Raw genomic sequence first — 13,249 nt, 5'->3', positions numbered from 1 at the left:
TGACGAGTCATGGCCGAACTGACACACACGAGTGCGACGGAGAGCCTCCCTTCGGGTGACCTGGGCCGCCGACTCGCCGCACGTCGACTCCAACTCGGACTGACACAGGGCGAGACGGCCGCCCGAGCGGACATGGACCCCGGCTATCTGCGGCACCTGGAGCAGCATTCCGACGCCGCCCCGAGCCGAGCCGCACTGCTCAAGCTGGCGGCTGCCCTGGAGACCACGCTCTCGACGCTCACCGGAGGCGACGCCGAACTGCCCCCCGGACCCGGACAGGCCGGGCATGATCCTCGATTCACCGAGCTGAGCAGGACCGAGTGCGGTGACCTGCTCTCGACCCACGGTGTGGGAAGGCTCGCGGTGCCCACGGCATCCGGGCCGGTGATCGTCCCCGTCAACTACAGCGTCATCGACGGCACGATCGCCTTCAGAACCGCACGCGGTGCGACGCCGGCGCTGGCGGCCGGCTGCTCGGTGGCCTTCGAGATCGACCGCATCGACGAGGCGTTCAGCCAGGGCTGGAGCGTGCTGGTGCGGGGACGCGCGCGCCTGGTGACGGACGTCGACGAAGCGAACCGCCTCGCGGCACGGGCGCACAGCACACCATGGGCCGGGGGCCGGCGCGACATGTGGGTGCGGATCGATCCGTACTCCGTCACCGGACGCCGGATCACGGTCTGAACCGGGCCCTTCTCAGGGCGGCCCGGGACCGATGGTCCCTGGCCGCGGCGTGCCGCACGGTCCGACCATGGACGATGCGGCGCGCCCCCTCATCGGGTGCGAGTCATCAGGTGCGAGAGAAGAGAAGGCAGATGTACGCCAACGACGGATTCCGCGAACTCGACCGACAGGAGTGCGTACGCCTGCTGGGCACGGTCCCCGTGGGGCGCGTCGTCCACACCCGGCAGGCGCTGCCCGCGGTGCTGCCCGTCAACTTCTGTCTGGACGGCGACGACGCGATCCTGCTGCGCACCTCCGCGACGTCGGAGCTGGTGGGTGCGATCGACGGAGCGGTGGTCGCCTTCGAGGCAGACTCGGTCGACGCCGCCGCCCACTCCGGCTGGAGCGTCGTGGTCACCGGCACTGCCACGCTGATCACCGACCCGGCCGAACACTCGCGGCTCCTGAGCGCGGGGCCGCGGTCCTGGGCGCCCGCGCCGCGGGAGGTCTTCGTCCGTATCGACCCTCAGCTGGTCACCGGGCGTGAACTCGTCGGCGGACACACGCTGTACGGAGTGGACCTCGGCGCCTGAGCACCTCACCCGCTGCCCGGCGGCGGTCGTACCGCACGCCGGACGACCGCGTCGCGGAGGTCAGCCGAAGAACACCTCGAACTCGTCGTACAGCGACGGGTCCACCCGCTTGGTCGTCGCCCTGGCTTCGGAGAGCGGGACACGGATGATCCGGGTACCGCGCAAGGCCACCATGGTGCCGAAGTCCCCGTCCTTGACAGCGTCCACGGCGTGCAGCCCGAAGCGTGTCGCCAGCCATCGGTCGAAGGCGCTCGGTGTGCCGCCGCGCTGGACATGACCGAGTACCGTCGTGCGGGCATCGGTGCCGGTGCGTTGTGAGATCTCCTTGGCCAGCCACTCGCCGACGCCGGACAGCCGCACATGACCGTACTCGTCCAGCGACCGGTCCTTGAGGATCATCTGTCCCTCTTCGGGCACCGCTCCCTCGGCGGCCACGACGATCGGCGCGTAGTTGAACCTGAACCGGCTCTTCACCCACGCGCAGACCTGGTCGACGTCGAACGGCTGCTCCGGGATGAGGATCACATTGGCGCCGCCCGCGACACCGGCGTGGAGCGCGATCCATCCGGAATGCCGTCCCATCACCTCCACCACCAGGGTGCGCATGTGCGACTCGGCGGTGGTGTGGAGGCGGTCGATGGCCTCGGTCGCGATGTTGACCGCCGTGTCGAAGCCGAAGGTGTAGTCGGTGCCGGCCACGTCGTTGTCGATCGTTTTCGGCACGCCGACCAGATTGACGCCCTGACGGCTCAGCTCGGAGGCGGCGCCGAGAGTGTCCTCGCCGCCGATCACGACGAGCGCGTCGACCTGGTGCGCGGCAAGGGTGTCCCGGATGCGACTCACCCCGTCCTCGTGCTTGAACGGATTGGTGCGGGAGGAACCGAGAATGGTTCCGCCGCGTGGCAGGATCCCCCGCACGCGGGAGATGTCCAGCGGCACGACCTTGTCCTGGAGCGCACCGAGCCAGCCGTCACGCAGCCCGACGAAATCGAAGCCGTACTCCTGGACGCCCTTGCGGACGACGCTGCGGATCACGGCGTTGAGGCCGGGACAGTCCCCGCCGCCGGTCAGCACTCCTACCCTCATGGCTTCCTCCCTTCCCGGTCCGCGGTGAGGTCAGGAAGGTGGGACAGCCCTGACCTCTCGGTGTGCGGCGCGGGACGCTTTCGCGTGCAGGTGGCTCTCCCTCCAGCATGAGCGACGGCGACCGCGTCGGCGACCCGCCCCGGACGCCCCGCCACCGGGGCCCGCGGCCTCCCGACGGGAACTCCGGGGCCCACGGGTCTGCCGGGGTGCGGCATGGTGCGCTCTACGTCCGAACGCGGCTCGAAGGCGCGCTCCCGCCGGAGACGGCGCAGGCGTCAGGGCCGGTCGTCGTGGACCAGGGCCGTCACCCGGTCCACGGACAGCACCCGTCGGCTGACTGGAGCCTCCCTCGTGAGTCGGCGGCGCGCGGGGACGGTCACACCCGTCGGTGGCCGGCTACCGATCGGCTGCCGTGATCCTGCGGCCGGTGACACTCGTCGGCCGGATCGACACCCACATCTCACGTTCACCGCCCGGCCAGGGCGTGGTGTGGGCCCGCTCGGCGAGCCCGCGCACGGTGTCGGGATCCGTGATGACAGCGGCGGGGCCGACGGCGAGGACGCTCCAGCCCTGGCTCAGGGCGTCGTCCACGTGGTCGACCTCGAAGGCGACCTCGGTTCCGACGGCGGCGGCGGGCAGCGAGTCGGGTGCGGTCCGGAAGACGACCGTGTCGTCGACGACCTCGTAATTGACCGGGACGACCGCCGGACGGCCGTCGGGCGCCGACACCGCGATGCGCCCCACGCCGTGGGTGGAGAGCAGCCCACGGCATTCGGCCGGGCTGAGGTCCCGCAGCCGCGGGTGCAGCACGGTGTGGCCTTGGCCCGACGGACGGTCGATTCCACCTCCGCGCAGGGCGGCCACGGTGGTGCCCAGTGCGTCGGCCAGCCGGATGAGGGCCCCCACGCTCGGATCGGCGGGCTGCTCCTCCAGGTAGGCGAGGTAGCCGGGCGCCATGCGGGCGCGGCGGGCTGTCTCCTCCCGGCTGAGTCTCTGTCTCCCGCGCTCCACGGCCACGCGCCGGCCGATGTCGCCCGGGTCGCCCGCGGCTGCGGCCCGCGCCTCGTCCGTCAGCGGCCGAGCGGACTCGTCGGCGGTCTTGGGCCGGTCGTGCTCGATCGGGTGGATGTGCGCGTCGGACCCGGGGAACACGAGCGTCACCTCGTCGGTGTCCGACCAGCGGACGTCGTAGGGAGGTGTTCCGTCCTCGTGGTGGAGCCCGACGATCTCACCGTCGCGTCTTCTGGTGCCCGTCGTCGTGCTCTCGATGACGAGCTGGTCGCCGAGGTGCGCTCGCATGATGGCCGCCCTCTCCTCGCAGTGGTCGGTCTCGGGGCCCCTTTCCGTGAGCCCCGATGTTCAGTCCCGCGCTGCTGGGCCCGGTGCCGGTGTGCGGCGGGCCGACGTCGTGCGGGACGTGTCCTGAGTGATCCCTTCTCGGCGTCACGTGGGCCATCCGGAGACCTCGCGACCGCCCGGCCGGGACGTACCCATGCCCTGGATGTCGCGCTCGGCGGCCTTCAGCAGCTGCTGTGCCAGGGCGTTCATGGCCCGGCCCGCCGCCAGCTCGTCGCCGATCTCCGGCACGTTTGCGTCAGCCGGATGGCAGTGCGCGGCACCGTGGCTGGTCAGCGCCGTGGTACCGGTGTCCAGGACCAGATGGGCGTTCGTCGTTCCCTCGTCGTCCTCGAAAAGATGGATGCGGACCTTCCATTCCAGCGTGTGCTGCATCGCGTGCCTCCTCATCTCGTGCCGGTCCGATGCGGTCCGGACACGGTTCGTTCCGGGACCGGGGACGGCGTCGGGGCCGCCGACAGCTGCTCCTCGATGCGGTGCCGGACGCGGGCGGTGAGTTCGCTCAGCCCCTCCGAGGCAACCGCGCGGGGCGCGACGGGCGCCCGGATCCGGCGGGCCGCCGGCGGCAGCCCGTCCAGGTCCGCGGCGCATCTCGCCCGGCACTCGTCGAGCGTGGCCGGCCCGCCGGTGCGCCGCCCGTCGCGCATCACCGTCTCCAGCAGCGGAAGAGCCTCCTCGGGAGGCTGCTCGTCGGCGAGGCAGATCACGTCGGCGCACCCGGGGCGGCGGAACACCTGCTTGGGACCGGGTGCCGTCACCTTGGCCGACGACAGCTTCATCACCGGCCTGCCGTCGTACTCCACCATCTTGTACGCGGAGTCCAGATACGGTGCGTCGGCCGACACCCCGACCCGGGTGCCGACGGCGTAGGTGTCGATGGGCGCCCCGGAGCGGACCAGGTCGTCCAGGGCGTACTCGTCGAGACCACCGCTGGCAACGATCCGCACGTCTGTCAGGCCCGCCCCGTCGAGGGCGGCCCGCGCCCGAACCGCCAGGCCCCCGAGGTCGCCGCTGTCCAGCCGTACGGCGCAACCGGGCCCGCGGTCCAGGTCCCGCAGGACGCGTGCCGCGACGAGGACGCCCCCCTCGGTGTCGTAGGTGTCCACCAGGAGGGTCACCGGCCCGGGATGGGACCTGGCGAAGGCCCGGAAGGCGTCCTCCTCGCAGGAGAACGCCTCCACGAAGGAGTGCGCCATCGTGCCGACGGCGGGAATTCCGAGAGCCGTGGCCGCCGCCACGTTGCTCGTCCCGGCGAAACCGGCCAGGGCGCCCAGGCGTGCGGCCTGGAACCCGGCCTGCGGACCGTGCGCGCGCCGCAGGGAGAAGTCCACGACCGGACGGCCCGCCGCCGCGAGCACACACCGCGCGGCCTTCGAGGCGATCGCCGTCTGATGACTGAGCTGGTTGAGTACGTACGTTTCGACCAACTGCGCCTGCGGAAGAGGCGCCGTCACCTCCAGCAGGGGCTCTCCCGCGAGTACGACCCGCCCTTCAGGGACGGCACGCACCCGGCCGGTGAACTCCATTCCGAGCAGTGACCGAAGATCCCGTGGCGGCCGGTGCAGGGCGGAGGCGAACGCGTCGACGTCCTCGGGGCCCACATGGAAGCCCGACAAGTAGTCCAGGGCCGACTCCAGCCCGGCCGAGATCAGGAAGCCACGCCCAGGAGGCAGGTCACGGACGAACAGGCTGAACGTCGCCGGGCCCGTCATTCCCTCCTGCAGGTAGGACATGACCATGGTCACTTCGTACAGATCGGTGGTCGCCGCATCCGACATCTGGGCACCTCCTCGGCCTCCGTCTGGTTCCGCGGCCCGTGTACCGCCTGTCACCGGCGGAAGCGGCCGGACCATTGCGGCTCCACCAGGTCCCACTCGGCGTCCCACCGCGCGTACCTCCTCCGGTCCAGCACCAGGCGCGTGCCCGCCCATGCCCCGTAGGTCCCGACGGCCACGCCGAACGCCGCCATCACGCCCACGAACCAGCCGGAAGTCCTCGCGTTGAGTGTGCTCATCGGCGGAGCGACGACGGTTCCGTCACGGTTCACCCACACCCGCACGGGCGCGCCCTCGGGCGTTCCCGGCTTCACGAGGGCCGCTCCCGTGCGCGTGACACCCTTGCCGTCGGTCCAGTGGACCCGCGCCGCCCGCTTGGCCCAGTCGTCGTCGCTCCTGACGCTCGCCGTCAGTCGCGCGGTGACCTGGTGCCGCTCCGCCCGCTGGACCCGTACGGTGCCCATCGACGCCTCGTAGGCCGTCAGACCCGCGCTGATCGCGGCGGCCGGCAGCCCGAGGACGAGGACGACCGTCAGGACGCGACGGAGCCAGCATTCGAACGTGTCCGACACGCGCTTCAGCGGGTTCGCGCCCTTCGGCGCGTGTGCGTCGCGCGGCGAGGGCGGACCGGATGTGTACGGCGGTCCCTGTGCGCTCATGACTCGGCCTCCAGCGGGCGGCTGGTCCGTTGTCCCCTGGTTCCACCGTCGGGCGGCACGGGCTTCGGGCACAGGGCCGAAGGTCCCTGAGTGACCGACTTCCGGCCCGGAGCCGGGCTCCGGCGGCCGCGGTCGTATCCGCACTCTCAGCACCGTTCCTCCTCGGGTCCACATGCGCCCGGGGAGGGATTGGGGTTCTCTCGAAGAAGGAACGCATCACGCCCGGCATGCCGGCGACGTCCGCCCGGACGATCCGCCATCGGACTCGTTCATCGTCATTCACCGTCACATCCAGCTTCGTATGAGACGGAGGCCGCCGCCATGCAACCAGTTGTCACCGTGGGCCTTGACGGCTCACCCGAGAGCCTCGCCGCCGCCAGATGGGCGGCGGACGAGGCCGAGAAACGCAAGCTCACCCTGCGCCTGCTGCACGCCTGGCCGCTGCTGGCGCCGGAACCGGCCGGCGCCCCCACGGTGGTCGACCAGAACTACTGGGCGAAGCGTCTCGTCCACACCGCACAGGCGGAACTGAAGGCGCGCCACCCGGGCCTGTCCGTGGTCGGGAGCCTGGTCGCCGAGGACGCCCAGGTGGCGCTGCTCCACGCGGCGTCGGAGTCCGAGATGCTCGTGCTCGGATCCCGGGGGCTGGGCACCGCCCAGAGCTACTTCATGGGCGACGTCAGCATGCCGGTCGTGGCACGGGCGGAGCGGCCGGTCGTGCTGGTCCGCGCGGACAGCGCCCAGGAGGGAGCACACCCCGCCCAGGAGGGAGCACACCCCGCCCAGGAGGGAGCACACCCCGCCCCGGCGAGTCGGGTGGTCGTGGCGTTGAAGCTCCACGGATCCACCGACGACCTGCTCGACTTCGCATTCCACAGCGCCGCGGCCAGGGGCATCCCCCTTCTGGCCGTACACGGCCGAAGCGTGCCGCTGCACGCGCGTGTGCCCTGGGGCGTCGACCACGACATCGCCGACGAGGCGACGCGGGACGCGGACAACGAGGTGAGCAAGGTGCTCCGCCCCTGGCGCGAGAAGTACCCGCAGGTGGACGTGGCCCACAGCATCCGTCTGGAAAGCCCCGCCAAGGCCGTCGTACAGGCTGCCCACGGCGCCGCACTGCTCGTCGTCGGCCGCCGCGCACACCGGCAGGGTGCGGCGCCCCACCTTGATCCCGTCGCGCACGCCGCCCTCCACCACGGGCGCTGCCCCGTCGCCGTCGTCCCTCATGGCTGAAGCCGATCGCGCTGAAGCCGATCGCACCGGCACGCAGTCGCCGCGCGCGCAGGTGTGCGAGACCCACACGGCGATCCTGTTCTTCGCCGGTGACCGCGCCTACAAGGTCAAGAAGCCGGTTGACCTGGGATTCCTCGACTACAGCACGCGGACGGCCCGCCTCGCGGCGTGCGAACGCGAGGTCGCTCTCAACCGCCGCTTCGCCCCGGACGTGTACCTGGGCCTGGGCGAAGTGACCAGTCCCGGAACCGACGCCCCGGAACCGCTCGTGGTGATGCGTCGCATGCCGGCGGACCGGCGTCTCTCCCGGCTCGTACGCGGCGGCGCCGACGTCGACGACAGCCTCCGCGCCGTCGCGCGGCGCCTGGCCGCGTGGCATGCGGAGGCGCCCCGCGGCCGGGAAGTGGACGAACAGGGCACACGGGACGCTCTGTCATCGCGCTGGGAGGCGAGCTTCGCCCAGGTCCGCGCCCTGTCCGGCGACGGCTCCGTGCCCGACGGGGTGCCCGAGGCCGAACGGCTGGTGCGCGGCTATCTCGCGGGCCGCGAGTCGTTGTTCGATTCCCGTATCCAACAGCGGCGGGTGGTCGACGGCCACGGCGACCTTCTCGCCGAGGACGTCTTCTGCCTCGACGACGGTCCCCGTGTCCTGGACTGCCTGGAGTTCGACGACCACCTCCGCTACGTCGACGGACTCGACGACGCCGCCTTCCTCGCCATGGACCTGGAACAGCTCGGCGCCCCGCGGGAGGCGGCGTACTTCCTCGCCCGCTACAGCGAGTACTCCGCCGACCCCGCACCCCCGTCCCTGTGGCATCACTACGTCGCCTACCGCGCGTTCGTCCGCGCCAAGGTCTCCCTGATCCAGGCCCGGCAGGGGACGCCCGGCGCGGAGGCGGCCTCGCAACGGCTGGTCGCGACGGCCTTGCGCCATCTGCGTACCTCGGCGGTCCGCGTGACGGTCGTGGGCGGACTGCCCGGGAGCGGGAAGTCCACCCTCTCCGGTGCGCTGGCCGACCGGCTGGGAGTCACCCTGCTCAGCAGTGACCGCATGCGCAAGGAGCTGGCGGGCATTCCCCCGGAGCAGTCGGCGGCGGCCGGCTACGGCGAGGGACTGTACACAGCGCAATGGACAGCCAGGACCTACGCCGCCCTGCTCGACCGCGCGGCCGCGCTGCTGGCGTCGGGCGAGTCGGTCGTACTGGACGCCACCTGGTCCGACGCCGAGCAGCGCACGGCGGCGCACCGCATGGCCGAGCGCGCCAGTGCCGACCTGGTCGCTCTGCACTGCGATGCTCCGGCCGACGTGTCGGCGGCACGGCTGAGCAGGCGCGCTCGCGGCCCGTCCGACGCCGACGCGGGCATCGCCTCCGCCATGGCGGCCGACGAGCCGCCGTGGCCGCAAGCCGTCGCGGTCGACACCGGCGGGTCTCTGGAGTCCGCGGTCTCCCGGGCGCTCGCTGCCGTCAGGCCATGGGGCACAGGTCAGGCACCGGTCTTCCGCCGCCCCTACATGGAGCCGGACTAGCGCAGCCGCTCAGGGGCGTACCGCACCGCGGCTGCACCGCCGATCGTCGCTCTGCGCAGGCCCGGTTCACTGGAAGGCGGCGTGGATCTCCCGCTCGGTCGCGGTGTGCGAGACGAGGAGGAGTTCGTCGCCGGGCCGGAGCCGGGTCGCCGGATCCGGCACGGTGGGCCGGCCTTCGCGGATGATGGTGGCGACGACCGTCCCCTCGGGCAGCCGGACCTCGCCCAGGGCGCGGCCCGCGGCACTGGACTGCGGTGTGATGGCCGTTTCGATGACGTCGACGCCGGCCTTGCTGAGCCGCAGGAGGGCGACCGTGTCGGTGGCCCCGGTGGCTTCCTCGATGAGGGAGATCAGCGGGGTGGCGGAGGGCACGGCGACGTCGACGCCCCAGCGTTCGTCGAACAGCCAGGCGTTGTCGGCGTCGTTGATCCGGGCGGCCACCCGGGACACCGAGAACTGCCGCTTGGCGAGCAGGCTGATGACGAGGTTGTCCTCGTCGTCCCCCGTGGTGGCGACGACGAGGTCGGCGGTCAGCGCGCCGGCGTCTTCCAGCAGGGCTGGTTCGCACGCGTCCCCGGCGACCAGCCGCACCGGGATACGGCCCTGCAGTTCGGCCACGCGGTCGTCGTCGACATCGATCAGCGTGACCTCGTTGCGGGCGGCGGCGAGCACCTGGGCGATCTGGGTGCCGAGGCGTCCGGCACCGGCGACGATCACGTTCACGTCCCCAGCTCCTTGTCGAGAAAGCCGCGCAGCCTGCCCAGCGCGGTCGCGGCGACGGCGAAGGTGACCAGGTCGCCCGCCTGTGCGGGGGTGCCGTGCGAGGGGATCAGGGAGCGGCCCGCGCGGGTGACCTCGACGACACGGACCTCGCCGTCGACGTCGAACTCGGCCAGCCGCCGGCCGATGAGGTAGTCCGGCACCTCGGAGCGGAGCAGCAGTGTCTCCCCGTTGCCGAAGCTGAGTTCCGGGCTCAGGTGGCGGTGCAGCAGCATCTGATGGATCTGGTGGACGGTCCACCGGACGCTGGCGATGGTGGGTATGCCGAGTTCCCGGTAGATGTCGGCGCGCCGGGGGTCGTAGATACGGGCGAGGACGATCGGCACCCGGTAGGTGTCCTTCGCCGTGCGCGCGCTGACGATGTTGCTGTTGTCCCCGGAGGTGACGGCGACGAAGGCGTCCGCATGCTCGATACCGGCGGCCTCGAGCACGGCGCGGCTGTAGCCGTTGCCCTCGTGGAAGCGGATGTGGGGGCTGTCGGGCAGCCGCCGGGCCGCCTTGGGGCGCCGGTCGACGACCTGCACGTCGTGCCCTTCCGCGGCGAGCAGACCGGCGAGGGTGGACCCCACCCTTCCGCAGCCGACGACGATCACCTTCACCGCGGGACTCCTTTCCGGAGGTCGGTACGGCGGCGCAGCCACCACTTGCGGGCTTCGTCCGCGAGCAGGGGGAGGGTGCCGAGCCCGGCCAGTACCGCCCAGTCGGCGGCGTCGAGCGGGGCGGTGTTGAAGACGTCCTGCAGCGTCGGCACGTAGCTGATGGCGGCCATGAGAGCGACGCCGAAGCCGCCCGCGGCCAGCAGGGCCGGGTTGGACACGAGCCCGACCTTGAGAATGCTCTGCCGGTCGGTGCGCACGGCGAGCGCGTTGAAGAACTGGCTGAGCACGATCCCGGCCTGGACCATGGTGATCGCCTCTCGGTAGACGGGCGTGTCCTTGGTGAAGTCGTCGAACGGGATGCCCGAGGACGTGACGTGCCAGAAGAAGACGGCGCTGACGCAGAGCGCCTGGATGCCGCCGAGAAACAGGATCCGTCCCACCACGGAGGCGGAGAAGAGCCGTTCCCGGCGGGAGCGCGGCGGGCGCTCCATCACGTCGGGCTCCGGGGGTTCGGCCCCCAGGGCCAGGGCGGGCAGCACGTCGGAACCCAGGTCGATGGCCAGGATCTGCACGGCGCTGATGGGCACCAGGGGGAAGCCGGCGAAGGTCGCCGCCAGGATCGGGACCAGCTCCCCGATGTTGTGGCTGAAGAGGTAGACGAGGAATTTGCGGATGTTCTGGTAGACCGTCCGGCCGAGCTGCACCGCCGTGGCGATGGACGCGAACGAGTCGTCCAGGAGCACCATCGAGGCCGCCTCCCGGGCCACGTCCGTGCCTGAGGCCCCCATCGCCACGCCGATGTCGGCGTGCTTGAGCGCCGGCGCGTCGTTCGCCCCGTCCCCGGTGACCGCCACCACCTCACCGCGCCGCTGGAAGGCGGTGACCACGCGCATCTTGTGCTCGGGGCTGACCCGGCACAGCAGCAGCTCCGAAGACGGCTCGGCGAGCAGCGCGTCCAGCGCCTCGTCGTCCATCGTGTCGAGCCGGGCGCCCGTCACCACGACCGGATCCGGCCCCCGTACGATCCCGACCCGGCGGGCCACGGCCTCCCCGGTCAGCGGGTGGTCGCCGGTGACCATGACGATCCGGATGCCGGCCCGACGACAGGCGGCGACCGCGTCGGTCACCTCGGGACGCGGCGGGTCCAGCATGCCGACCAGTCCAAGAAGGGTGAGTCCTGCCTCGGCCTCGTCCTGCGCGGGGCGTGGGCCGTCCAGGCCCCGCCGGGCGACGCCCAGCACCCGCAATCCCTGCGACGCCATCGCGTCACTCGTCGCGACGACCGCCGCCCGGTCCCGCTCGGTCAGCGGCTCGCGCCGCCCATCCCGCTCCAGGCCGGTACACCGCGCCAGCAACTCCACGGGCGCCCCCTTGACGCACGCCTGGTAGCCCGCGCCGCTCTTGTGCACCGTGGTCATCAACTTGCGGGTGGAGTCGAAGGGGAACTCGGTCACCCGAGGCGCTGTCGCCTCCTCCGCACCCGGATCGAGCCCGGCCTTGGCCGCCACGACGAGCAGTGCCCCCTCGGTGGTGTCACCGAGCACCCGCCAGTGGTCCCGGCCGCCGGGGCCCTCGGGCGGGACCAGCCGGGCGTCGCAGCACAGACCGGCCACCCGCAGCAGTTCGCGCACCGGTGCCGGGTCGCGGACCTCCCCGCCCGGGGCGTATCCCACGCCGCTCACCGCATGCGTGGCGCCGCCCGCCCACACCTGGGTGACGGTCATCTCGGCCTGGGTGAGCGTCCCGGTCTTGTCGGTGCACACCACCGTGGTCGACCCGAGCGCCTCGACCGCCAGCAGCTGTTTGATCAGCGCATGGCGGCGTGCCATGCGCCGCACGCCGATCGCCAGCGACACCGAGAGGGTGGCGGGCAGCCCTTCCGGCACCATCGCCACCATCACCCCCAGCGCGAACACGAACGCGGGCACCAGGGATTCCCCGGTGGGCAGCCGCACGGCGAACATCAGGGCGCCGATCGCCAGGGCCGCCCCCGCCACCCGCCGCGCCATGGAGGCCACCTGGTGCTGCAGCGGGGTCTTCTGCTTCGGGGCCGCCGCGGCCAGCCGGTAGATCCGCCCGAACTCGGTCGTCGCGCCGGTGGCGTACACCACGGCCCGCCCGGACCCGGCGACGATGTCGGTTCCCATGAACACGCAGTTGCGTGCTTCCAGCGATGACACGGCGGCCACCGGGTCGGCCGTACAGACCACGGCGTTGCTCTCGCCGGTCAGCGGAGCGTTGTTCGCCGTCAGCTCGTGCGCCTCGACCACCCGGCAGTCCGCCGGCACCGCGTCCCCGGCCTCGAGCACCACCACGTCACCCGGCGCCAGCTCCCGGGCGGGCACCTCCAGCCGTTCGCCGTCACGCAGCACCCGGCAGGTGTGGGGCACCATCGCCTCCAGGGCCTGAGCCGTGCGCTCGGCCGAGTACTCCTGTGCGAAGCCGATGGCGGCGTTCAGCAGGACGACGCCCAGAATCGCCACCGCCAGCTGCAAGGTGGCCGTGTCACGCGGCTCCTGAAGCCGGTACGCCAGGAAGGTGATGGCCGCCGCGACGATGAGCACCACCGCGAAGAGGTCGGTGAACTGCGCCCCCAGCTGCCGCCATGCGGAGCGGCGGCGGACGCGCGGCAGTTCGTTGGTCCCGTACTGCTCCAGCCTCGCCCGTGCCTGTGCCGCCGGCAGACCACGTCGTGACGTGGTCAGCGTGGAGAAGACATCACCGGCGGCGAGCCGCCGGATCGGATCGGGCGAGGGACCGGAGGGACCGGTGCGTGACGTCCTGCCGGACGTCCTGTCCTTCCCGCCGCCCGCCACCGACGGATCCGCACCGGTGCGCATCATCCGAGTCCGTACGCCGACAAGGCGTGCGCGACCGCCGCGACCGCCGCGACCGCCGCGACAGGGCGGAGGGCGCGGAGGGCCTTGTGCGAGGCTTCCATCACGGACTCCAAGGGGTTCGGCTGCCGTCCCGCCGG

Annotated in this window: 12 protein-coding genes; 4 read left to right on the top strand and 8 right to left on the bottom strand. The window is 72.1% G+C overall.

All coding sequences use genetic code 11. The features are described 5' to 3' along the window. Window positions 1–9 precede the first annotated feature (9 nt). Complete coding sequence (locus QQM72_RS36225) at window positions 10–684, top strand: helix-turn-helix domain-containing protein (protein WP_314225036.1); 675 nt, start codon at window positions 10–12, stop codon at window positions 682–684. A gap of 131 nt (window positions 685–815) precedes the next feature. After that, window positions 816–1,256 (top strand): pyridoxamine 5'-phosphate oxidase family protein, encoded by a 441-nt coding sequence (locus QQM72_RS36220; RefSeq protein WP_314225035.1) that lies wholly within the window; start codon window positions 816–818, stop codon window positions 1,254–1,256. Between the two features lie 60 nt (window positions 1,257–1,316). Here QQM72_RS36220 and QQM72_RS36215 read toward each other — a convergent pair whose 3' ends face one another. The 5 genes from QQM72_RS36215 to QQM72_RS36195 form a co-directional block, all read right to left on the bottom strand. After that, the gene (locus QQM72_RS36215; protein ID WP_314225034.1) at window positions 1,317–2,342 is read right to left on the bottom strand and encodes a 6-phosphofructokinase; all 1,026 of its coding nucleotides are present in this window, start codon (window positions 2,340–2,342) and stop codon (window positions 1,317–1,319) included. A gap of 396 nt (window positions 2,343–2,738) precedes the next feature. After that, window positions 2,739–3,641, bottom strand: coding sequence for a pyridoxamine 5'-phosphate oxidase family protein (locus tag QQM72_RS36210; protein WP_314225033.1), 903 nt, complete (start codon window positions 3,639–3,641; stop codon window positions 2,739–2,741). 144 nt (window positions 3,642–3,785) lie between these two features. Then, window positions 3,786–4,073, bottom strand: a complete 288-nt coding sequence (locus QQM72_RS36205; RefSeq protein WP_314225032.1) for a DUF1876 domain-containing protein — start codon at window positions 4,071–4,073, stop codon at window positions 3,786–3,788. 11 nt (window positions 4,074–4,084) lie between these two features. Beyond that, entirely contained in the window at window positions 4,085–5,476 is a 1,392-nt protein-coding gene (locus tag QQM72_RS36200; RefSeq protein ID WP_314225031.1) for a nicotinate phosphoribosyltransferase, read from the bottom strand. Between the two features lie 50 nt (window positions 5,477–5,526). Next, a complete protein-coding gene (locus tag QQM72_RS36195) occupies window positions 5,527–6,132 on the bottom strand; it encodes an Rv1733c family protein (protein WP_314225030.1) in 606 nt (201 codons plus the stop codon). A 321-nt stretch (window positions 6,133–6,453) separates the two neighbouring features. Here QQM72_RS36195 and QQM72_RS36190 point away from each other — a divergent pair, with 321 nt between their 5' ends. Both QQM72_RS36190 and QQM72_RS36185 read left to right on the top strand, forming a co-directional pair. Continuing rightward, window positions 6,454–7,365 (top strand): universal stress protein, encoded by a 912-nt coding sequence (locus QQM72_RS36190; protein ID WP_314225029.1) that lies wholly within the window; start codon window positions 6,454–6,456, stop codon window positions 7,363–7,365. Further along, window positions 7,358–8,893 (top strand): bifunctional aminoglycoside phosphotransferase/ATP-binding protein, encoded by a 1,536-nt coding sequence (locus tag QQM72_RS36185; RefSeq protein WP_314225028.1) that lies wholly within the window; start codon window positions 7,358–7,360, stop codon window positions 8,891–8,893. Before QQM72_RS36190 ends, QQM72_RS36185 begins: the two co-directional genes overlap by 8 nt. Window positions 8,894–8,959: 66 nt before the next feature. Here the strand turns inward: QQM72_RS36185 and QQM72_RS36180 are convergent, their stop codons facing one another. The 3 genes from QQM72_RS36180 to QQM72_RS36170 are packed head-to-tail and all read right to left on the bottom strand — an operon-like array spanning window position 8,960 to window position 13,115. Further along, on the bottom strand, window positions 8,960–9,616 hold the full coding sequence (locus QQM72_RS36180; protein ID WP_314225027.1) for a potassium channel family protein: 657 nt from the start codon (window positions 9,614–9,616) through the stop codon (window positions 8,960–8,962). After that, window positions 9,613–10,272, bottom strand: coding sequence for a potassium channel family protein (locus QQM72_RS36175; RefSeq protein WP_314225026.1), 660 nt, complete (start codon window positions 10,270–10,272; stop codon window positions 9,613–9,615). The genes QQM72_RS36180 and QQM72_RS36175 overlap by 4 nt, the downstream gene beginning before the upstream one ends. After that, on the bottom strand, window positions 10,269–13,115 hold the full coding sequence (locus tag QQM72_RS36170; RefSeq protein ID WP_314225025.1) for a cation-translocating P-type ATPase: 2,847 nt from the start codon (window positions 13,113–13,115) through the stop codon (window positions 10,269–10,271). The genes QQM72_RS36175 and QQM72_RS36170 overlap by 4 nt, the downstream gene beginning before the upstream one ends. Window positions 13,116–13,249 lie beyond the last annotated feature (134 nt).

It is taken from the genome of Streptomyces zaehneri (assembly GCF_032248645.1).
Classification (GTDB): domain Bacteria; phylum Actinomycetota; class Actinomycetes; order Streptomycetales; family Streptomycetaceae; genus Streptomyces; species Streptomyces coriariae.
Note: the sequence above shows the minus strand (reverse complement) of the source record. Positions and strands in the feature narration are given on the sequence as shown.